This is a genomic window from Frigoribacterium sp. PvP121, assembly GCF_017833115.1.
In the GTDB taxonomy this organism is placed as follows: Bacteria; Actinomycetota; Actinomycetes; order Actinomycetales; family Microbacteriaceae; genus Frigoribacterium; species Frigoribacterium endophyticum.
Window position 1 is genome coordinate 774,464 of the sequence record NZ_JAFIBR010000001.1, and the last position, 20,102, is coordinate 794,565.

19 protein-coding genes are annotated in these 20,102 nt (G+C 76.9%); 3 read left to right on the plus strand and 16 right to left on the minus strand.

Annotated features, from left to right (window positions below; genetic code table 11):
• Positions 1-131: 131 nt before the first annotated feature.
• The 8 genes from JOE43_RS03700 to JOE43_RS03735 form a co-directional block, all read right to left on the minus strand.
• Entirely contained in the window at positions 132-1,136 is a 1,005-nt protein-coding gene (locus JOE43_RS03700; protein ID WP_209514792.1) for an aldo/keto reductase family protein, read from the minus strand.
• Between the two features lie 284 nt (positions 1,137-1,420).
• Positions 1,421-2,182 (minus strand): hypothetical protein, encoded by a 762-nt coding sequence (locus JOE43_RS03705; RefSeq protein WP_209514794.1) that lies wholly within the window; start codon positions 2,180-2,182, stop codon positions 1,421-1,423.
• A 233-nt stretch (positions 2,183-2,415) separates the two neighbouring features.
• Positions 2,416-3,126 (minus strand): response regulator transcription factor, encoded by a 711-nt coding sequence (locus JOE43_RS03710; protein ID WP_209514796.1) that lies wholly within the window; start codon positions 3,124-3,126, stop codon positions 2,416-2,418.
• Entirely contained in the window at positions 3,123-4,478 is a 1,356-nt protein-coding gene (locus JOE43_RS03715) for a sensor histidine kinase (protein ID WP_209514798.1), read from the minus strand. The genes JOE43_RS03710 and JOE43_RS03715 overlap by 4 nt, the downstream gene beginning before the upstream one ends.
• Before the next feature lie 57 nt (positions 4,479-4,535).
• On the minus strand, positions 4,536-5,345 hold the full coding sequence (locus JOE43_RS03720; protein WP_209514800.1) for an ABC transporter permease: 810 nt from the start codon (positions 5,343-5,345) through the stop codon (positions 4,536-4,538).
• Entirely contained in the window at positions 5,342-6,274 is a 933-nt protein-coding gene (locus tag JOE43_RS03725; RefSeq protein ID WP_209514801.1) for an ABC transporter ATP-binding protein, read from the minus strand. The genes JOE43_RS03720 and JOE43_RS03725 overlap by 4 nt, the downstream gene beginning before the upstream one ends.
• A gap of 307 nt (positions 6,275-6,581) precedes the next feature.
• Positions 6,582-7,601, minus strand: a complete 1,020-nt coding sequence (locus JOE43_RS03730; RefSeq protein ID WP_209514803.1) for an NAD-dependent epimerase/dehydratase family protein — start codon at positions 7,599-7,601, stop codon at positions 6,582-6,584.
• Between the two features lie 232 nt (positions 7,602-7,833).
• Positions 7,834-8,010 carry a hypothetical protein gene (locus JOE43_RS03735; RefSeq protein ID WP_209514805.1) on the minus strand — a complete coding sequence of 59 codons (177 nt, stop codon included), beginning with the start codon at positions 8,008-8,010 and terminating at the stop codon, positions 7,834-7,836.
• A gap of 466 nt (positions 8,011-8,476) precedes the next feature.
• Here JOE43_RS03735 and JOE43_RS03740 point away from each other — a divergent pair, with 466 nt between their 5' ends.
• From JOE43_RS03740 to JOE43_RS03750, 3 genes are all read left to right on the plus strand, one after another.
• Complete coding sequence (locus JOE43_RS03740; protein ID WP_209514807.1) at positions 8,477-8,824, plus strand: hypothetical protein; 348 nt, start codon at positions 8,477-8,479, stop codon at positions 8,822-8,824.
• Positions 8,825-8,940: 116 nt separating this feature from the next.
• Positions 8,941-9,900, plus strand: coding sequence for an AraC family transcriptional regulator (locus tag JOE43_RS03745; RefSeq protein WP_209514809.1), 960 nt, complete (start codon positions 8,941-8,943; stop codon positions 9,898-9,900).
• A gap of 192 nt (positions 9,901-10,092) precedes the next feature.
• Positions 10,093-11,331 carry a glycosyltransferase family 9 protein gene (locus JOE43_RS03750; RefSeq protein ID WP_307803224.1) on the plus strand — a complete coding sequence of 413 codons (1,239 nt, stop codon included), beginning with the start codon at positions 10,093-10,095 and terminating at the stop codon, positions 11,329-11,331.
• 125 nt (positions 11,332-11,456) lie between these two features.
• Here JOE43_RS03750 and JOE43_RS15865 read toward each other — a convergent pair whose 3' ends face one another.
• The 8 genes from JOE43_RS15865 to JOE43_RS15445 form a co-directional block, all read right to left on the minus strand.
• Positions 11,457-12,548: a hypothetical protein gene (locus JOE43_RS15865; protein WP_209519294.1), complete on the minus strand. Its 1,092-nt coding sequence runs from the start codon at positions 12,546-12,548 to the stop codon at positions 11,457-11,459.
• Positions 12,549-12,883: 335 nt separating this feature from the next.
• Entirely contained in the window at positions 12,884-13,615 is a 732-nt protein-coding gene (locus JOE43_RS03760) for an SDR family oxidoreductase (protein ID WP_209514811.1), read from the minus strand.
• A gap of 36 nt (positions 13,616-13,651) precedes the next feature.
• Positions 13,652-15,064, minus strand: a complete 1,413-nt coding sequence (locus JOE43_RS03765) for a PfkB family carbohydrate kinase (protein ID WP_209514812.1) — start codon at positions 15,062-15,064, stop codon at positions 13,652-13,654.
• Positions 15,061-15,891, minus strand: a complete 831-nt coding sequence (locus JOE43_RS03770) for an SIS domain-containing protein (RefSeq protein WP_307803225.1) — start codon at positions 15,889-15,891, stop codon at positions 15,061-15,063. The genes JOE43_RS03765 and JOE43_RS03770 overlap by 4 nt, the downstream gene beginning before the upstream one ends.
• Positions 15,888-17,162: a glycosyltransferase gene (locus JOE43_RS03775; RefSeq protein ID WP_209514813.1), complete on the minus strand. Its 1,275-nt coding sequence runs from the start codon at positions 17,160-17,162 to the stop codon at positions 15,888-15,890. Before JOE43_RS03775 ends, JOE43_RS03770 begins: the two co-directional genes overlap by 4 nt.
• Positions 17,159-18,226 carry a glycosyltransferase gene (locus tag JOE43_RS03780; protein ID WP_209514815.1) on the minus strand — a complete coding sequence of 356 codons (1,068 nt, stop codon included), beginning with the start codon at positions 18,224-18,226 and terminating at the stop codon, positions 17,159-17,161. The genes JOE43_RS03775 and JOE43_RS03780 overlap by 4 nt, the downstream gene beginning before the upstream one ends.
• Positions 18,223-19,428 (minus strand): glycosyltransferase family 9 protein, encoded by a 1,206-nt coding sequence (locus tag JOE43_RS15440; RefSeq protein WP_307803226.1) that lies wholly within the window; start codon positions 19,426-19,428, stop codon positions 18,223-18,225. Before JOE43_RS15440 ends, JOE43_RS03780 begins: the two co-directional genes overlap by 4 nt.
• Positions 19,425-20,066, minus strand: a complete 642-nt coding sequence (locus JOE43_RS15445) for an HAD family hydrolase (protein ID WP_245187102.1) — start codon at positions 20,064-20,066, stop codon at positions 19,425-19,427. The genes JOE43_RS15440 and JOE43_RS15445 overlap by 4 nt, the downstream gene beginning before the upstream one ends.
• Between the last annotated feature and the right edge of the window lie 36 nt (positions 20,067-20,102).

Below are 20,102 nucleotides of genomic sequence, written 5' to 3' on the forward strand. Positions count from 1 at the left end.
CGGCGCGTCGGCCTCGGGGAGCGCCCCGCCCGCCGTCCGGCTGGTGCGGGACCGCCGGACGGCTGGGCGGGGCGAGCCGGGCGGGTCGGCCCCGGCTCCGCCGCTCGACCGGGCCCGGCGCCCCCGGTCGGCTACGCCTCGCGGCCGGCCGGCATCTGGGTCTTGCGGGGGTCGGTCTCGGCGAGTCCCTCGAAGATCGACTCGATCTTCGCGAGCACGTCGGCCTCGAGCACCACGCCCGACGCCTTCGCGTTCGACTCCACCTGCTCGGGGCGCGAGGCGCCGATGATGGCCGAGGCGACGTTCTCGTTCGAGAGCACCCAGGCCAGCGAGAGCTGGGCCTGCGTGAGCCCGAGCTCGTCGGCGACGGGCTTCAGCTGGGCGACCGCGTCGAGCACGTCGTCGCGCATCCAGCGCTCGATCATCGACGCGCCGCCCTTCTGGTCGGTCGCGCGGCTGCCCTCGGGCAGGGCGGCGCCCTTCTGGTACTTGCCCGTGAGCACGCCCTGCGCGATGGGCGACCAGACGATCTGCGAGATGCCGAGCTCCTTCGAGGCCGGGACGACCTCCTCCTCGATGACCCGCCAGAGCAGCGAGTACTCGGGCTGGTTCGAGACGAGCTGGATCTTCAGCTCGCGGGCGAGGGCGTGCGCCTCGCGCAGCTGCTCGGCGTTCCACTCCGAGACGCCGATGTAGAGCACCTTGCCCTGGCGCACGAGGTCGGCGAAGGTCTCCATCGTCTCCTCGAGGGGAGTCTCGACGTCGTAGCGGTGGGCCTGGTAGAGGTCGACGTAGTCGGTCTGCAGGCGCTTCAGCGAGCCGTTGATCGACTCGGTGATGTGCTTCCGGCTGAGGCCGGTGTCGTTGTGGCCCTTGGGGCCGGTCGGGCCGTAGACCTTGGTGAAGATCTCGACCGACTCGCGGCGCTCGCCCGCCAGCGCCTCGCCGAGGACGACCTCGGCCTGGGTGTTCGCGTAGACGTCGGCCGTGTCGAAGGTCGAGATGCCGACGTCGAGGGACTTGCGGACGCAGGCGGTCGCGGTGTCGTTCTCGACCTGCGAGCCGTGGGTGAGCCAGTTGCCGAAGGTCAGCTCCGAGACCTTGAGGCCAGAGTTTCCGAGGTACCTGAATTCCATGGGGTGTGCTCCTTGTCGGGCACGCTCCGGTGCGCGCCGCCGTGCACGGTAGTCCGCGCGCTGCGCGGGCGCTGCCTCCGCCGGCACCCCGTTCTCGCCCCGGAACCCCGCCGCGGCGGGGTTCGCGTGCGACGACGGGGTGTCTCGCGCCGGGTGCGGGCGGCCGCCCGGTGACGCACCACGTCTTCGCCGGGGAACCACGCCGCGGCGTGGTTCGGGTGCGAGGACGTGGTTCCTCGGCCGAGCGATCGCGCGAGTGAGCGCGCGGGCGCGCGTGGCTCGGCTCAGGCGTCCTCGTCGAGGATGCGGGTCAGCTCGGGGGCGAGCGCGGCCGCCCAGAGCTGGTGCACCCGCGCCCACGAGTAGAGCTCGTCGCCGAGGCGCGCGTCGCCGACGTCGGGGTCGGGGAAGGGCACGAAGACGCAGTCGCCGCGGTCGCGGACGAGCCTCACGCTCGCCTCGTTCAGCCGCTGCACCTGGTGCCGGATCCGCTCACGGCCCCAGCGCGGCGTCTGCCGGAACCGGTCCATCGGCGGGATGCCGCCGACGATCACGGGGCTGAGCACGGTGCCGGTGCGGCGGGCCCGGTCGAGCAGCACGTCGAGACCGGTCGTCCAGTCACGCACCGACGTCATCAGCAGCACGTCGCTGAAGCCCAGCGCCACCACCGTCGCGTCGACGTCGGCGGACTCCGCCGCGCAGCGCGCCGCCGCCTCGCCGACCGTCAGCACCCCTCCGCCGCCGTCGACCCAGGCGAAGGGCCGCCCGCGGGCCGCCGACACGGTCGCAGCCAGGCGGCTCAGGGTCGTGAGGGCCTCGTCGACGACTCCGAACCGGGGGGAGGCGGTGCTCCCGACCCAGGCGACGCGGTCGGCCGAGACGTCGGTGACGGCGTTCACCGTGGGGTCGGGCCCGGCCGGGAAGGTCCCGGCGCGGATCGCCCGCCGGAACTGCTCGAGCTGCAGCCGGAGCACGGGCCGCGCGGCCGACCAGAAGAGCTCGGAGGCGCCGCGCCGCGGGGGCGGGGTGGTGGTCGACCGCGTCATCAGGGCCTCCGTGTCGGCGCGGGCGCTGCCCGGTCGGGTTCGGGCCCCCGCCGTCGGGCCCCGTGACCGGGGCGCCTGCGACTCGAACCTAGCGGCGACCGGCGGCCCCGCGGGGCTCCGCAGGCGCACAGCGCGCAGATCGGACAGGAAGAGCGACGAGCGGCGAGCGGCGAGCGACCAGCAGCCAGCGACGAGCGACGAGCGACGAGCGACGAGCCAGGCTCGGCGCGGGCTCAGTCCGCCCGGGGCAGCCAGCCGCGCTCGAGGGCGAGCGTCACCGCGCGCGTCCGGTCGGCGACCCCCAGCTTCTCGAACACGTGGAGGAGGTGCGTCTTGACCGTCGCCTCCCCGATGAAGAGCCGGCGACCGATCTCCGGGTTCGAGCAGCCGGCCGCGACGAGGTCGAGCACCTGCGTCTCGCGGGCGGTGAGGGGGCTCGCGGCGGGGCCGGCGCCGGGGGCGGGGGCCCTGGCCCGGGTGACGAGCAGCGCCGCCATCGACGGAGCGAGGGCGACCTGCCCGGCGACCACGGCACGGAGGCCCGCGAGCAGCTCCGCCTCGGGCGCCGCCTTGAGCAGGTAGCCGCTCGCGCCGGCCTCGATCGCCGAGAGGATCGAGTCGTCGGTCTCGTAGGTCGTCAGCACGACGACGCGCGCCTGCGGCCGGTCGAGCAGCACCTGGCGGGTGGCGGCGACCCCGTCGACGCCGGGCATCCGCAGGTCCATGACGACGAGGTCGGGGGCGAGCTCCGCCGAGAGCCGCACGGCCTCGGCGCCGTCGGCCGCCTGGCCCACGACCGCGAAGTCGTCGGCCCCCGCGAGCAGGGCGACGATGCCCTGGCGCACGATCGGGTGGTCGTCGACGACGAGCGTCCGGGTGGCGGGGCGGGCGTCGGGGGCGGTCTCGGCTGCTGCGCCCGCGCCTCCGCCCGGTGCCGCGCTCACGACGTCACCGCCGCGAGCGGCAGCCGGGCCGTCAGGGTCGTGCCGCCCGCGCCGCTGCTGAGGTCGAGCGAGCCCCCGGCGAGGGCGAGGCGCTCGGCCAGCCCCTCCAGCCCGAACCCGTCGCGGGCGAGGGCCGGGTCGAAGCCCGTGCCGCCGTCGACGACCGTGAGCACCGCGTCGTCGCCGTCGCGCCGCAGCACGACGCGCGCGCTCGCGGAGCCGCTGTGTCGACGCACGTTCGAGAGCGCCTCCTGGGCGCAGCGCACGACGACGACCTCGTGCTCACGGGCGAGGGCCCCGGCGGCGCCGGCGGCGAGCTCGACCCGCACGTCGACGTCGATGCCCGTCTCGCGGGCGAAGCGCGCGCCGAGCCGCTGCAGCGTCGTGCCGAGGTCGGTCGCGGTGGGGCCGGGGGAGGCGGTGGCCGCGACCAGTGCACGCGTCTCGGTCAGCGCCTCCCGGGCTGCCTCCTCGACCACGTCGAGCCGTTCGCCGGCCGTCGTCACGTCACCGGCGACGAGCGCGCTGCGCGCCTGCTGGGCCAGCAGCACCACGCCCGTCAGGCTCTGCGCCACGGTGTCGTGCAGGTCGCGGGAGAGCCGCTCGCGCTCGGCGCTGGTGCCGACGTCGCGGGCGCGGGCCGCGAGCTCGCCCTGCGCGTCCTCGAGCTCGGCGAGCAGCCGGGCCCGCTCGGCGCCGGCGTGGGCGATGCTGGTGATCCAGAGGCCGAGCGCGATGCTGAACGCGAGCGAGAGCAGCTCGCTCGTGGCCGCGGTGCGGACCGTCTCGGCCGTCGGGCCCAGGGCGAGCACGAAGCCGCCCGTCACGGCGGCGACCAGGGCGACGTTGCCGACGATCGCGCTCCGCACGGTCGGCAGCAGCGCCCAGAGCACGGGCATGAGGAAGGCCTGCGCCGTGGCGAGCTGGGGGGAGGCGGCGGTCAGGGCCCCGGCGACCAGCACGACGAGCGCGGCGGCGACGAGGGCCCGCGGGCCCGGACGGTCGGAGGGCGCGGGGTGCCCGGCGCGGGCCTGGTGCTCAGAGCCGCCGCGGCCCCCGGCGCCCAGCGGGTCGCGAGCGGCGACCCGCGCCGCGAGCACGGGCCGCACCGCCCCGATCCAGACGCCGACGAAGGCGCCGAGTGCCGGGCCCGCCGACCCGGGCACACGCGAGACGTCCTCCGACACGAGGGCGAGCACGGCCAGGGCGACGAGCGTGAGCGCGGCCCCGGCGTCCCAGCCGCGGAGGGCGCCGCCCCGCACCCGCGGCCCCGCGGGCGTCACGGCGGTCGACCCGGCGGGCACCCCCGCGGACGCCCCCGTCGGGGTCGTGTCGCCGGTGTCGTCGTTCACGCGGCCCCCTCGGGTCGGTCGGGTCGGCGGGCCCGGCGTGGTCGGCCGGGTCGGTCGTCAGTCATCCTGCCGGATCCAGCGGAAGGTCACGAGCGTGACCCCGAGCCCGACCACCAGCCAGACGCCGAGCCACAGCACCACCGACGGCAGGTCCCAGCTGCCCGACGGCTCCGCCGCCGCGAACTCCGGCGGCAGGAACACGCTGCGGGCGCCCTGCGCCAGCCAGCGCAGCGGGAAGGCCGAGGCCACCGACTGCAGCCAGCCGGGCAGCTGCGAGAAGGGCAGGTAGACGCCTGACACGAACTGCAGCACGACGGTGATCGGCACGATGACGGCGGTCGCGCTGCGACCGGAGCGGGGGAGGCGCGAGAGGGCGACGCCGAGCAGCGACGTCGTGGCCAGCCCGAGCAGCCAGATGCCGGCGAACCGGGCCCAGGTGCCCGGGTCGGTCGGCAGGTCGACGCCGAACGCCAGCGCGGCGACCGCGAGCAGCAGGGCCAGCTGGAGCGCACCGGTGACGAGCACCTGCCCGATCTTGCCGAGGAACCACGACGCGACCGGCAGCGGCGTGCTCGCCAGCCGCTTCATCGTGCCGTCGGCGCGCTCGCCCGCGATGTCGACCGCGAGCGACTGGACGCCGATCAGCAGCACGCCCGAGGCGATCATGCCGGGCAGGTAGTAGGTCGCGGCGTTCACGACCGAGCCGTCGGGCGCCTCACCGAAGTCGGACAGCTCGCTGAACGCCGTCGAGAAGACGAGCAGCATGATCACCGGGAAGGCGAAGGTGAACAGGACGGTGTCGCCGGCCCGGAAGAAGGTGCGCACCTCGGTGCGGGCACGGTCGAGGCCCAGCGTCAGGACGGTCATCGCGCCTCCTCCGTGACGATCGGGGCGGGGCGCGCGGCAGGCGGGGCGGCGGGGGCGTGCACATCACCGGGCTCGCCGGTCTGGCCGGGCTCGGCGACGAGCCCGAGGTAGACGTCCTCCAGGGTCGGCCGGACGACCTCGAGCCCCGCGGGCTCGCCCCCGTCGGCCACCAGCCCGGCGACCAGCGCACCGGGCTCCGCCGTCGTGACGTCGTGCACCCGGCCGTCGGCGCTCGTCCAGCGCACGTGCGGCGTGCGCGCACCGGGCCCGCCCAGCGTCTCGGGCGTGCCCTCGGCGACCACGCGGCCGGCCGCGACCACGACGACCCGGTCGCTGAGCTGCGCCGCCTCGTCGAGGTAGTGGGTGGTGAGCACGATGCTCGTGCCCGTGTCGGAGAGCGACCGGACCACGCCCCAGAAGGCCCTCCGCGCCTCCGGGTCGAAGCCCGTGGTCGGCTCGTCGAGGAACAGCACCTCGGGCCGGCCGACGATGCCGAGCGCGACGTCGACGCGTCGACGCTGACCGCCCGAGAGGCTCCGGAGGCGCTGGCCGGCCTGGGCGGTCAGGCCCACCGCCGCGATCACCTCGTCGGCGTCGCGCGGCGCGGGGTACGCGAGGGCGGTGCTGCGGACGATCTCGCGCACCGTCGAGCTGCCGTCGCCGCCGCTGGACTGCAGCACGACGCCGACGCGGGCGCGCCAGGCGCGGTCGGCCCGGGCCGGGTCGACGCCGAGCACGGCGACCTCGCCCCCGGTGCGGCGACGGTGCCCCTCGAGGATCTCGACGGTGGTCGATTTGCCGGCGCCGTTCGGGCCGAGCACGGCGACGGTCTCGCCGGCCTGCACGTCGAACGAGAGGCCGTGCAGCACGGGCCGGTCGCCGTACGACTTGGTGAGGCCGCGCACGCGCACGGCGGGTTCTGTGGTCATGACCCCAGCCTCGCCGGGCGCCGACCCGGTCGGCACGACCGGTCGGAGGACGGTGCATCCACCGACCGGTGGACGCCCTGGGGAGGGACGGCGCGCGCCCCTTCCCCTCGCCTCCGAGGGCCGGCCGCGCCGCCCCCTCAGACCCGCCGGCCGCCGTTGCTCTCAAATTTGAGAGGGATCCGCCACGGGCGAGCCAGGGCAGGCGGGAGTCGCGGGTCGAGAAGTCGGATCGCTCTCGCATTCCGTCCGGCGAGCCGCGCCGTCGCCCAGCCGCACCCGCACCCGCACCCGCACCCGCGCCCCGCGCCTACGCCCGCGGCGCGACCCGAGCGTCGACGATGGCGAGCACCGCGGCCTCGTCCGCCGGGTCGAGCCCGGCGTGGCGGGGGCGGTCGCGCCCCCGGGCCAGCTCGTCGGCGAGCACCCGCTCGACGGTCTCGCGCAGCGGCCGCCGTGCCCCGCCCGCCGCGACGTACGCCGCCCCGCTCCGCCGCACGAAGCCCCCGGCGTCGAGCGGCAGCCAGAGCGGCAGCGACCGCGGCCCGGCCCACCACGAGACGCCCGCGGCGAGCAGGGTGGCGTCGTCGACGGTCACGAGCTCGAGCGCCGGCCCGGCGGCGACCGCCCCGGAGACCGCAGCCTCCGAGGCGACCGCGACCCGCGCCTCCCGCAGGAACTCCTCGAGCGGCACCGGCTCGCCCACCGCGTCGACGGTGCCGACGACCCCCTCGCGCCCCGCCCGCTCGACGAACGTAGCCAGGTCGGCGACGTCGACGGCCTGCACCCAGCGCCCCTCGGTGGTCGGCACGACGACGCGGCCGCCGCGGTGCATCCGCCCGGGCCACCAGCCGAACCGGTCGCTGGGGTCACCGGGCCCCACGACGAGGCCGGGCCGCACGACGAGGAGGCGGTCGCCCACCAGCCCCGCCGACTCCCGCTCGGCCGCGACCTTCGCGTCGGCGTAGCGGGAGGTGTCGACCGACTCGACGAGCTCGGCGGACTCGTCGGCCCCCGGGGTCGCGGTGTCGGCGTAGACCGAGACGCTCGAGACGAGGGTCCAGTGGGAGGCGCGGCCGGCCAGCGCACGGAGGGCCGGCCCCGCGAGGGCCGGGTCGGACGACAGCTCGACCACCTCGTCCCAGCCGCCGACGAGTTCGTCGTAGCCGGTCGGGTCGCGGCGGTCGGCCCGGACGAGCCGGGCGCCCTCGGCGACGGGGCCGGCCTCCCCGCGGGCGAGGCACACGACCTCGCCGCCCCGCGCGACGGCGGCCGCCGCGATCTCGCGGCCCAGCCAGGCCGTCCCGCCGAGGATGAGGGTGCGCGTCATGCCCCGAGCCAACCAGCCTCCGGCCCCTCCCCGTCACCGACGAGGCGCGGAGGTGCAAATGCCGACCGGCTGCCCCGATCCGTCTGTCTGATGACGGGGAATCCGGTGCCCAGGGCCTCCGTGGTCGGCATGTGCAGGTCAGGAGAGAGCAGAGAGGGGGCCCGCGGGGAGGAGGGGGCCCGCGGGGCGGGGTCAGCCGGGGAGGGCAGCCCGCGCGGAGGCGCGGTGCGGCCTAGCGGCGCGCGCCGCTGCCCTGCGTCGTGCGGGCGCGGCTCGTGCCGGCCGTGAGCCCGGGCACCAGCAGCCGCGCACGGAGCACGGCCACGAGCTGCTCGGGCTGGAGGGCGGCGAGCTCGGCGCGGCTGGGGGTGCGGGCGCGGCCGGCGGCGTCGTCGACGGGGCGGGTCACGCGGCGTCGGCGAGCTGCGCGAGCACGGCGACCATGTCGATCGGCTCGGTGACGGGCATGTCGGTGAAGGAGACGGGGATGCTCATGGGGGTCCGTTCGGTGCGTGGCCGGGCGAGGAGCCGGGCGGGGATCGGGGTGCGACGGCCGAGTGCTCGATGAGCGGGGGCTCGACGTGCCTGCGGGAGGCGCCGCCCGGAGTCGGGGACCGGTCCGCCGAGACTACGGCGCGCGGGCCCCTCGACCTCCCCCCTCGACCGCGGCCCGACGGCGGCGTCGCAAACCGGACGCCCGGGCGGGCCGCGGTGACCGTGACCGGACAGTCACGGCGACCCCTGACCGCACGGTCACCGACCCCGCCTACAGTGAGGGCTCCCCCGCGAACCCCGGAAAGCGTGATGTCCTGACATCCACCGACACCCTCCTCGACCATCCCGAGACCGACGCGCACGCCGTCTGGCTCCGGGCGATGGAGACGTTCAGCGGCACCGTGCCCGACCCGCGCGACCGGGTCCTCTCACTCTTCAGCTTCATCGCCTCCGACCACACGGCCGCGCCGCCCTGCGCGTGCCTCCACGCCGGGGGCGACGTCGAGACCGCCGAGCGGCACGTCCTCGAGCTCTCCCGTCTCGTCGACCGCCTCTGCCGTGAGGGCGGCTACCCGCCGCCGCTCGGCCACGCGATCGTGCTCATGATCGAGGGCGCCCTCGTCGAGGCCCCGGTCATGGGGCCGGACGGGCCGACGCGCGACGCCAGGACGGCCGCCGCGATGCTGCTCGCCGTCTACGAGACGGGCGTCGGCGCGACCGACTTCTGAGGCGACTCCCCGGGGCCCGGCCGCACCGCCTCCCGTGCCCGGCGGAGAGTTCCCCCAGTGCGCTATCCGGACAGCGCCCCGGCAGTGTCGGTGGCTCGTGGCACGATCTCCCGCGGATGACAGACGACTACGACGAGCGACGCTTCCGCGTCGACGCCCACGGTGACGACCTCGACGAAGCCCGCGACACCCTCGCTCACGCGTACGAGGGGATCGAGTGGCGCGCCGAGCGTTCGGACGCGCCCTTCTCGTACCGGTACTCGTCGGCCGGCGACCAGTTCATGAGCCTCCGCGCGGTGCGCTTCGAGGGCCGCATCGAGGGCGAGATGCCGCCCGGCGACGACTACGTCATGCAGTGGATCACCCGTGGCCAGGGCACGCTCGACGTCGGGCCCGACGAGATCCGGCTCGAGGCCGGGCAGCCCCGGCTCTGGCCGTCGGTGCCGTTCCGCTTCGCGTTCTCCGACTACGACCAGCGCCTGGTGCAGATCAACCGCCAGACCGTGCACGACCTCGCGGCCGAGCGCGGCTTCACGCCCGCCCAGCTCCGCTTCGACCACGCCGTCGAGCCGCGACAGCAGGCGATGGCGCTCTGGCGCAACAGCGTCACGCTGATCTCGCGCAGCGTGCTCGACGGCGAGGCGAGCCCGCTGCTGCAGGCCGAGATGGGCCGCCTCGGCGCGATCGCCCTGATGGAGCTCTACCCGCAGCAGGGCTCGCCCCTGCCCGACGAGCTGCTCCTGCCGCGCAACGCCCACGTGCGCGCCGCCATCGAGCACGTGCACGCCCACGTGCAGCTGCCGCTGACCTCGGTCGACCTCGCCGAGGTGGCCCACGTCAGCGTGCGGGCGCTGCAGCAGGCGTTCCAGAAGCACGTCGGCACGACGCCGAACGGCTACATCCGCTCCCTCCGGCTCGACCGCATCCGCGAGGAGCTCCTCGTCAGCGACCCGCACCGCACCTCGGTGGCCGAGGTCGCGAAGCACTGGGGCTTCGCGCACGCCGGCCGGTTCGCGGCGGCCTACGCCGAGAAGTTCGGCGAGTACCCCAGCGAGACGCTCGAGCGGGCGCGCTAGCGCCGCTGCCGCGGTGCCGGCGTGACGAGGTGCCTCCACCTGGCCCCTCGACGGCGTGCAGGGCCCAGGACGAGTCGTCTCGACGACCCTCCGCGCCCGGCGGCGACGCGTCGGCGGCGGCGCGCCCGGCGCCCCGCCCGTTTGAGCCCGGGCGCGCCCGGGCAGGGAGCAGCCACCAGAGAGAGGACCCTCGTGAGCCCCGACCGACGCCAGACGATCCCCGGACTCCCGCCCCTCGGCGAGCCCTTCCCCGACGTGCGGCGCATCGCCGTGCTGCGCGGCGGCGGGCTCGGCGACCTCGTCTTCGCGCTGCCGGCGATCGCCGCGCTGAGGGCGAGCTACCCGGGCGCCTCGGTGACCCTGCTCGGGTCGCCCGTGCACCGCGCGCTGCTGGGAGGGCGGCCCGACGTCGTCGACGAGGTCGACGTGCTGCCGGTCGTGCCGGGCGTGGGCGACGCGTCGGGCACCGAGGTCGACGACGCCGCCACCGAGCGCTTCGTCGCGCGGCACCGCGCCCGGGGCTACGACCTCGCGGTGCAGGTGCACGGCGGCGGGCGCAACTCGAACCCCTTCCTGCTGCGGCTCGGGGCACGGCACACGGTCGGCACCCGCACCTCCGACGCGGTGCCCCTCGAGCGCACGATCCCCTACGTCTACTACCAGCACGAGGTGCTGCGGGCCCTCGAGGTCGTCGCGCTCGCCGGGGCCGCCCCTGCGGGAGGCGCGGTGCTGACCCCGACCCCGGCCGAGCTCGAGCGCGGCGCCGAGCTGCTCGGCCGCTCGGGCGCCGGCGGTGACGGTCGCCCGGTGGTCGCCCTCCATCCCGGGGCGAGCGACCCGAGGAGGCGCTGGTCGCCCGACCGCTTCGGTCACCTCGCGTCCCGGCTCGCGCACCACGGCGTGCGGGTCGTCGTCGTCGGCGACGGGGAGGACGTGGCCCTGGCCGACCACGTCGTGGCGGCGGCCCGCGCGCGGGAGCCGCGCCGCGCCTCCCTGGTGGGCTCGCTCGCCGGTCAGCTGAGCCTCTCCGACCTCGTGGGGGTGCTCGCGTCGGTCGACGTCGTCGTCGCCGACGACAGCGGGCCCCGGCACGTGGCCGAGGCGGTGGGCACGGCGACGAGCGCCGTCTTCTGGTTCGGCAACGTGATCAACGCGGGCGCCCTGGGGCGGACGCGGCACCGCGTCGCCATGGCCTACACGACGGCCTGCCCGGTGTGCGGCGCCGACGTGACGCAGGTGGGGTGGACGGCGGAGCGCTGCGAGCACGACGTCAGCGTCGTCGACTCCGTCACGGTCGACGAGGTGTGGGAGAACACGCGGGAGCTGCTCGACGGGGTGCTCGACGGGGTGCTCGCCGAGCGCGGCGAGCGGATCGGGCGCGACCTCGACGAGCGCGACCTGGTCGACGGGGTGCAGGTCGACTCCCGCTGAGGCCTGCACGTCTGACCCGGCCACGACACCTCCTCGTCGCACCGGCACCCCTTCCTCGCACGGGAACCCCGCCGCGGCAGGGTCCCCGTGCGAGAAGAGGGTTCTCGGGAGCAGCGCGCCGAGGGTCAGCGAGCGTCGATCGAGAACTGCACCGGCTCGGGCAGGTCGCCGATGCTGAGCGTGTAGGTCGTCACGACACCTGCCGGGGCGGCCAGGTCGAGCGTGATCGACGTGCCCCGCAGCCAGCTCCCCGTCACGAAGCGGCCCCGCGCGTCGGTGATCATGAAGCTCGCGAACGACGAGCCGTGGACGGTCACCGAGGCTCGGCCGTCGACGACGTCGCCCACGACGACGTCGCCGGGAGCGGGCGTCCCCGGCTCGACGGGGTCGACGGGGTCGACAGGGTCGATCGGCACGACGGGCTCGACGGGGTCGATCGGGTCGACCGGCGCGACCGGGCCGGTCCCGGTGCGGTCCAGGACGACCTCGTGGGTCTCGACGACCGTGGTGCCCTGGCGGACGTTCAGCGTGTACGACGTCGAGGCGCCGTCCGCCGCCTCGAGGGAGGCCCGCGACGTGCCGTCGGTGCCGAAGCTGCCGCTGAACGCGACGCGGCCGTCCGCGTCGTAGATGCCGAAGGTGTGGCCGGCGGGGCCGGTGAGGGCCAGCTGGGCCCAGCCGCCCTGGAAGGCCGACACCGACCACGAGGCGAGGTCGTCGCCGGGCGCCTCGGGCTGCTCCGGGTCGACGGGCTGCTCCGGGTCGACGGGCAGCTCCGGGTCGACCGGCAGCTCCGGGTCGGCGGGGGTCCCGGGGTCGACGTCGGCCCGCGGGTCGACGGTCCACTGCGAGAGGTACGGCACGCCCCCGACGACGGAGCGCACCTCGAAGAGGTTCTCCCGGTCGTTCGCGATGCGGATGGAGACGGTGCCGCGGCCCGTGCCGTCGAGCCGGACGCGGGTCTCGACCCCTCGCTCGTTCGTGAACACGACGAAGGCGTCCGGTGCGCCCTCGACGGCGACGTCGACGGCGCCGTCGCTGATGGACAGGACGGTGACGGCCGGGCGCTCGGCCGTCCCGGTGGTGGTGGAGCTGACGGACGGCGCGGCGGCGCCGGCGGTCGGCGCGGGCGCCGCGAACGCGGGGCCGGCGACGAGGGAGGCGAGGACGACGCCGGTGGCGCCGATCGTCGCGAGGCAGGCTTTCTTCGGGGGCATGGTGCTCCTTGGGTCAGGCGTGCCGAGGCGGCACGCTGACCGGAATGCTACACATCGGATATACCGGAGGCTGAGCGCCCGCTCTGTCTCGTCCACGACCGCCCGCACGTGAGGAACGCCCTCCTCCGCCACGGGTGGGGCAGGGGAGGGCGTTCCGGCCGCGAGGGTCCAGGTCTCGCAGCGACGCGTCGACGGGCCGTCGTTCGGGCTCGGGCCTGCCGGGGCGACCGGGGTTCGGGTCCCTGATCGCCTGCGTGACGTCAACGGTAGACGCGACCCCCGTCCGGGGCGAGGGGGTGGACCGGATGCCCGCGATCGTGTAAAGCGAGCCTTGCTCAGGGCCAGCTGTCCTCCTCGGGGTGGGTCACCACGAGCTCGCGGATCTCGCTCCGCGCCGGCATCCCGAGCACGTAGAGCACCGCGTCGGCGACGTCCGCCGGGTCCTGCAGGCGCGAGTCGTCCTGCGGCTTGTACTGCTCGTCGCGGGCGTCGAAGAACCGCGTCGCCATGCCCGAGGGGATGAGCGTCGTCACCCCGACCACGCCCTTCAGCTCGGCCGCCAGCGACCGCGTGAAGCCGACCACGCCGAACTTCGACGCGCAGTACGCGGTCGCGTCGCCCACGGCCTTGATGCCGAGCGACGAGGCGACGGTCACGACCTTGCCGTGCGACGCCTTGAGGTGCGGCAGCGCGGCGCGCACGGTCGAGACGGTGCCGAACAGGTTGACGCCGACGATCTTCTCCCACGACGCCGTGCTGAGGCCGTCGAGGGGCGCCGGGGTGTCGACGCCGGCCGCGGTGACCACGGCGTCGAGGCCGTCGTGAGCCTCCGCGGCGGCCGTGACCGCCGCCTCCACCGCGGTCGAGTCCGAGACGTCGACGCGGTGCGACTCGATGCCCTCGGGCACGCGCGAGACGTCGAGGTCGAGCACGATCGGCGTGCCGCCGGCCTGCTGCACGGCGTGCGCGACGGCGGCGCCGAGGCCGCTCGCGCCGCCCGTGACGACCACGCGCCCGGGGCCGCGCCGGCCGCTCGGGTCGCTCGTGCTGCTGGTGGTGTCGGTCATGGGGTTCCTTCCGTCGGGGTGGTGGTCAGGGCCGTCTCAGCCCACGCGCTCCAGCGCCGAGGCGAGACGGGTGGTCGACCGCCCGGGGTGGAACGGCACCGTCACGGTGCGCCCTCCCCAGCCGGCCACGAGGGAGGCCTCGGGCAGGGCCTCGGCGGAGTAGTCGCCGCCCTTCACCCAGAGGTCGGGGCGCACGCGGTCGAGCACCGCGTGCGGGGTGTCCTCGTCGAAGACGACGACGGCGTCGACGCACTCGAGGGCGAGCAGCAGGTCGACGCGGTCGCCCTGCGACATGATCGGCCGCTCGGGGCCTTTGAGGCGCGTCACCGAGGCGTCGCTGTTGAGGCAGACGACGAGGCAGTCGCCGAGCGCGCGGGCCGCGGCGAGGGTGCGGGCGTGCCCGGCGTGCAGCAGGTCGAAGCAGCCGCCGGTCGCGACGACCGTGCCGCCCGCGGCGCGCACGCGCTGGGCGACGGCGAGGGCGTCGGTGCCGGGCAGGGCCACGGGCGCCGGAGGCGCGGGGTCGGCCCCGGCACCGCTCCCGCCCCGCAGCGCCTCCAGGTCGAGCGCCGCGACCCCGCCCCCGCCGAGGAACGCCGCCGCCGAGCGCACCGCGGTCGCGAGCGCCTCGTCGACGGGCGCCCCGCCGAGCAGGGCGACCGCGAGGGCGGAGGCGAGCCGGTCGCCGGCGCCGCACGGGTCGGCGGCGTCGACGGTCGGCGCCGGGACGTGCGCGGGCACGTCGCCGGCGCCCTCGGCGGCGAGCACGGCGCCGCGGCCGCCGAGCGTGACGGCGACGGAGCGGACGCCCCAGCGGTCGCGCAGCTCGGCCGCCGCCCGGCCGGCGGAGGCGACGTCGGCCACGGCCGAGCTGTGCAGCGCCGACGCCTCGCCCTGGTTCGGCGTGACCACCGTGCAGCCGGCGACCGGCGCGGACCCCGCGGGGTGCGGGTCCCAGACGACGGGCGTGCCGCGCCGGGCGACGGTGCGGAGTGCCTCGCGCAGCCGCTCGACGCCCGTGACGCCCCGGCCGTAGTCGGCGACGACGACCGCGTCGGCGGCGAGCACGGCGGCGAGCATCTCGTCGGTGACGAGCGGGGCGGGCGCGGGCCCGCAGGCGTCGTCGACGCGGGCGATCGCGTGGCCCGCGTCGGTGCGCACCCGGGTCTTGGTCGGGGTGCCGGCGCGCAGGTCGCCCGCGACGACGGGCAGGTCGCCGAGGGCGCGACGCACCTCGTCGGCGCCGGCGTCGTCCGACAGGGCCGTGACGAGCTGCACGGGCACGCCGTCGAGCGCGAGCAGCGCGGCCACGAGCCCCGCGCCTCCCGCCCGGGTGCTGCGGGTCGCGACGTCGAGCACGGGCACCGGCCCGTCGGGGCTGAGCCGCGTCGCGGAGCCCACCACGTCGACGTCGAGCAGGGTGTCGCCGACGACCACGACGCCGCTCACGCGCGGCCGCCGCGGTCGGGGCCGGTCGAGCCGGTGCGCGCCACCTCGGCGTCGAACACGAGGCAGAGGGAGTGCACCGCGATCAGCTGCGCCTCCTGCACGTTCGACGACGGGCCGGGCAGCGTGATCGCGTCGTCGCAGACCGACGACAGCGGGTTCGGCCCGGGGCCGGTCAGCGCCCAGGTGGTCACGCCGACCTCGCGCGCGGCCTCGGCGGCCTCGATCAGGTTGGTGCTGGCGCCGCTCGTCGAGAGCAGCACGAGCACGTCGCCCGCGCGGCCGTGGCCGCGCACCTGGCGGGCGAAGACCTGGTCGAAGCCGTAGTCGTTGCCGATCGCGGTGACGGCGCTCGACTCGGCGTGCAGCGAGATCGCCGAGAACGAGGGGCGGTCGGCGGCGAAGCGCCCGACGAACTCGCTCGTGAGGTGCTGGGCCTCGGCCGCCGAGCCCCCGTTGCCGGCCGCGAGCAGGCGGGCGCCGCCGCCGAGCCGGGCCGCGAGCTCGACGCCCCAGTCGCGCAGGTGCTCGGCCTCGTCGCCGAGGGCGCGCAGCACCGGGTCGAGCGTCACGAGGTGCTCGCGCACGAGCGCGGCGTGGTCGACCGGCGCCGCGACGGCGGGCACGGGCGCGGTCGCCGTCGTGGCCGACGTCGACGTCGCGGGCGGCGCCGGCGGGGCGGGAGGCGCCGGAGGCGCGGGGGCGGGAGGCGCGTCGGTCGCCCGCGGCCCCGGGGCCGACGTGCCGGCGAGGTCGCGCTCGGCGCGCTCCGCCGGGCTCGTCGCCGTCCGGACGATCGTGAGCGGTCGCGTGCGGATGGTCGAGCTCACAGGGAGGCTCCCTTCGTCGTGGCGAGTTCGCGGCGGGCCTCCGCCGTCGAGCGGGCGATGGTCGAGCGGTAGCTCGCGGAGGTGCCGGCCGCGATGCGGTCCCACGAGTAGCGGCTGCGGGCCCGGCGGCGGCCCTCCCGGCCGAGCTGGCGCGTGGCCTCGGGGGCGTCGAGCATCGTGGCGAGGGCGCTGGCGACGGCCTCGGGGTCGCGCGGCGGCACCAGCCGGCCGGTGACGCCGTCGACGACCGTGTCGATCAGGCCGCCGACCGAGGCCGCGACGACGGGCACGCCGCAGGCCATCGCCTCGAGCGGCACGATGCCGAACGGCTCGTACCAGGGCGCGCAGACCAGGGCGTCGAGCGAGCGCAGCACGGTCGGCAGCTCGGACTGCGCGACCTGGCCGCGGAAGTCGACGCGGTCGCGCACGCCGAGCTCGTCGGCGAGGGCCGAGAGCGCCCGGTACGTCTCGTCCCCGGCGAGCTGGTCGCGCGGCGGGCCGCCGACGACGAGCAGCTCGACGTCGCGGCCCTCGTCGACGAGGCGGGCCAGGGCGCTGATCGCGGTGCCGTGGCCCTTGCGGGCGACCAGGCGGCCGACGGTGGCGATCCTCGTCGGCCGGCCCCGCGACTCCCGCGGGCCCTCCGGGGTGAAGAGGCCGGAGTCGACGCCGCAGGGCGCCACGTCGATCCGGTCGGCGGCGACGCCGATCGACCGGAGCTCGAACACCTCGTCGGAGCAGGTGGCGATGACGGTGTCGGCGCTGCGGCCGACCTGCGGCTCGAGCTCTGCGCGCTCTTCGGGGCTCGTGTCGAGCGTGCCCTGGTGGCGGCGCTTGACGTGCCCGAGCGCGTGGAAGGTCTGCACCACGGGGATCGCCGGGCCGCCCCGGGCGTCGCGCACCGCGGGCCGGCGGGCCGCGTCGACGGCGGCGAGGCCGCTCATCCAGAAGTGGCCGTGCACGACGTCGGGGCGCGCGGCGAGCCAGGCCCGCTCGAGCCCGTCGGCGAGCGCCGGCACGTGGGGCAGCAGCTCGTCCTTCGGCACGTGCTCGGCCGGCCCCGCCGTGACGTGCACGACGTCGACGCCCGACGGCATCGTCACCCGGTCGGGCAGCTCGGCGTCGTCGCGGCGCGTGAACACCGTGACCTCGTGCCCGCGGCGGACGAGCGCGGCCGACAGCTCGGCGACGTGCACGTTCTGGCCGCCGGCGTCGACGCCGCCGAGCACTGCCAGCGGGCTGGCGTGCTCCGAGACCATCGCGATCCTCATGCGGGAGTCCTCTCTCTCGGGGGCGGGGCCGCCCCGGTCGGCAGGTCGGCGTGCAGCGAGCCCGACGGCAGCGCGGCCGCGGCCCGCGGGCCCTCCGTGACCACCGCCTCCAGCACGGCGTCCCACTCGTCGAGGAACCGCCGCAGCCCGTACCGCTCGAGCGCGTGCGCCCGGGCGACCTCGCCGGCCGCGCGGGCGGCGTCGGGGTCGGCCACGAGCCCGCGCGCGGCGCGGACGAGCAGGTCGAGGTCGGTCGAGACGGCCCCGGCGCCCGCGGGCACGGCCCGGTACGCCTCGGTCGTCGCGAGCGCGACCACGGGCATGCCGGCCTGCATCGCCTCGATCAGCGAGAGCCCGAGGCTCGTCCAGCGGATCGGGTGCAGGTAGACGCGGCAGCGGGCGAGCCGCCGGTGCAGCTGCCGGGTGGGCAGGTCGCCGACGACGGCCATCCGGTCGGGGCCGAGGCCGAGCGCGTCGGGCAGGCCGTCGGCGCCCATGCCGAAGACGTCGAGCGGGGCGGCCTCGGCGAACCGGGGCAGCAGGTCGCTGCCCGTGACGCGCCAGCGCCGCACGGGCTCGTTGACGACGACGCCCAGCCGGGCGAGCTCGCCGGTGTAGAGGGGGCCCGGGTCGACGACCCCGTGCTCGATCGTCACGGTCGGGGCGTCGCCGGAGTCCCAGAAGAGCGAGTTGAACGCCGTCACGTGGGCGACGAGCACGTCGTCGCGCCCGGCGAGCGGGTGCACCGAGTTCGGCACGGCCTCGCGCGGGGTGTTGTGCTCGACGAACACGGCGGGCACGCGGCCTCGGCCCGTGCCGAGCGGGCGGCCGAGCAGTCGCTCCGCCTCGGCGAGCTCCTCGGTGCGCTGCAGCACGACGAGGTCGACGTCGGCGTCGCGCAGGGAGCCGGGGTCGACCTCGCGCACGGCCTCCGGCCAGTCGCGACCGGCACGGCCGAGGCCCCACGCGCCTCCCTCGGGCGTCGTCGGAAGCAGGTACTCGTGGGCGCCGCGCACGAACGCGTCGGTCCAGCCGCCGTGCACGTGCCAGAGCAGGATCTTCATCGGACGGCCTCCACGGTGCTGCTCGGGGCGGTGCTGCTCGGGGTCGTGCTGGTCGGAGCGGTGCCGGTCGCGGCGGTGCCGATGGCGGCGGTGCCGGCCGCCGCGGTCGTGCGGGAGTCGCGGGCCGGGTCGTCGACACCGCTCCCGACCCGGCGGGGCCGCCCCACGAGCCCGGTCAGCGCGGCCACGACGTCGTCGGCCGAGACGCCGGTGAGGCAGGGGTGGCCGGCGACCGGGCACTCGCGGGCCCGGGTGCCGCGGCAGGCGGCGCCCTGATCGCCGAGCAGCGCCACCGGGACGCCGTACGGCGCCCAGCGGACGGCCGGCACGACCGGCGAGAAGAGGCTGACCACCGGGGTGCCGACCGCGGCGGAGAGGTGGGCGGGACCGGTGTTGCCCGTCACCGTCGCCGCCGCGCCGGCGAGCAGGGCCGCCATCGTCGCCAGGTCGGTGCGGCTGCCGAGGTCGACGCCGTCGCGGCCGGCGACGCGGCGGGTCAGCTCGGCCTCGGCGGACGAGCCCGTGACGAGCACCCGCCAGCCGACGGCCGCGAGGGCCGTGACGGCCTCGGCGTTCCGCTCGGGCGACCACGCCCGCGCGGGCACGGCGGCCCCGGGGTGCACGACGACGTACGGGGCGTCGCCCGCGACGTCGCGGACGAGGTCGGCGGCCGTGCGGCGGGCGTCGTCGTCGAGGTCGACGGCGAGGCGCCCGTCGTCGCCGGCGGGCAGGGCGAACCCGGCCGCCGCCGCGATGCCGAGGGCCCGCTCGGGCTCGGGCTGGTCGTCGTCGAGGGTCTCGCCGGGCCGCAGGCGGACGTCGAGCAGGCTGCCCGCGTAGTCGGTGCTGACGCCGGTGATCCGGCCGACGCCGGCGAGCCGCAGCAGCAGCGCGAGCGGCAACGGCGACTGGTGGAACGAGGTGAGCACGACCGCCTCGTCGGGCCGCGCCTCGGCGACGAGGGCCGCGAGGTCGGCGACGTGCTCGGGGGTCGCGGCGGGTGCGGGGTCGACGATCCAGGGCGCGGCCCAGGTGAGCACGCGGTCGACGCCGGGCAGCAGGCGCCCGGCCGCGGCGCCCTGCGGGCCGCAGAGCAGCGTGACCTCGACGTCGGGGGCGGCGGCGACGGCCCGGACGGCGGGCCCGGAGACGAGCACGTCACCGGCGCTGTCGAGGCGGGCGACGAGCACGCGGCGGGTCACGCGCGGGCCTCCGCCGGGGCAGAGCCAGGGGCCGAGGCAGGGGCAGGGGCGAGCGTCGGCGCGGCCGGCCCCAGGCGCTCCGCGAGGTGCTCCAGGGCCAGGGCCACCGCCTCCCGCAGGCTCCCGGCGACGGCGCTGCCGGGCCCGGCGGCCGCGTCGGCGACCTCCTCGGGCAGGGTCACGGGGGTCGGCACGAGCACGCCGAACGCCCCGGCCGCGCGGGCGGCCCCGACGTCGGTGCCGATGTCGCCGACCACGACGCAGTCGGCGGGGTCGGCGCCGACCGCGGCCGCCGCCTCCCGCACGAGCCCCGCCGCCGGCTTGCGGCAGGCGCAGCCGGCGTCCACGGCGTGCGGGCAGACCGCCCAGACGTCGAACGGGCCGGCGAGCTCGTCGACCCGCGCGTCGACCGCGTCGACCTGCGCGCGGGTCAGCACGCCCTCGCCGATCGCCGACTGGTTGGTGACCACCCCGACGGCGCGGCCGGCCGCGCGGACCGCGGCCACCGCCTCCCGCGCCCCGTCGACGAGGCGCACCCGGCCCGGGTCGCCGTTCTGCGGCACGTCGACGACGAGCGTGCCGTCGCGGTCGAGGAGCACCGCGCCGACCCGTCCGGAGGCGCGGCTCGAGCTGGTCATGCCAGCGCCCTTCCCCCTCGCGGCGCCCCCCAAACG

Excerpts from the sequence above, each read along its gene's own strand:
- JOE43_RS03700 (WP_209514792.1), bottom strand. The coding sequence starts at position 1,136 with ATGGAATTCAGGTACCTCGGAAACTCTGGCCTCAAGGTCTCGGAGCTG.
- JOE43_RS03705 (WP_209514794.1), bottom strand. The coding sequence starts at position 2,182 with ATGACGCGGTCGACCACCACCCCGCCCCCGCGGCGCGGCGCCTCCGAG.
- JOE43_RS03720 (WP_209514800.1), bottom strand. The coding sequence starts at position 5,345 with ATGACCGTCCTGACGCTGGGCCTCGACCGTGCCCGCACCGAGGTGCGC.
- JOE43_RS03725 (WP_209514801.1), bottom strand. The coding sequence starts at position 6,274 with ATGACCACAGAACCCGCCGTGCGCGTGCGCGGCCTCACCAAGTCGTAC.
- JOE43_RS03730 (WP_209514803.1), bottom strand. The coding sequence starts at position 7,601 with ATGACGCGCACCCTCATCCTCGGCGGGACGGCCTGGCTGGGCCGCGAG.
- JOE43_RS03740 (WP_209514807.1), top strand. The coding sequence starts at position 8,477 with ATGGAGACGTTCAGCGGCACCGTGCCCGACCCGCGCGACCGGGTCCTC.
- JOE43_RS03745 (WP_209514809.1), top strand. The coding sequence starts at position 8,941 with ATGACAGACGACTACGACGAGCGACGCTTCCGCGTCGACGCCCACGGT.
- JOE43_RS15865 (WP_209519294.1), bottom strand. The coding sequence starts at position 12,548 with ATGCCCCCGAAGAAAGCCTGCCTCGCGACGATCGGCGCCACCGGCGTC.
- JOE43_RS03760 (WP_209514811.1), bottom strand. The coding sequence starts at position 13,615 with ATGACCGACACCACCAGCAGCACGAGCGACCCGAGCGGCCGGCGCGGC.
- JOE43_RS03775 (WP_209514813.1), bottom strand. The coding sequence starts at position 17,162 with ATGAGGATCGCGATGGTCTCGGAGCACGCCAGCCCGCTGGCAGTGCTC.
- JOE43_RS03780 (WP_209514815.1), bottom strand. The coding sequence starts at position 18,226 with ATGAAGATCCTGCTCTGGCACGTGCACGGCGGCTGGACCGACGCGTTC.
- JOE43_RS15445 (WP_245187102.1), bottom strand. The coding sequence starts at position 20,066 with ATGACCAGCTCGAGCCGCGCCTCCGGACGGGTCGGCGCGGTGCTCCTC.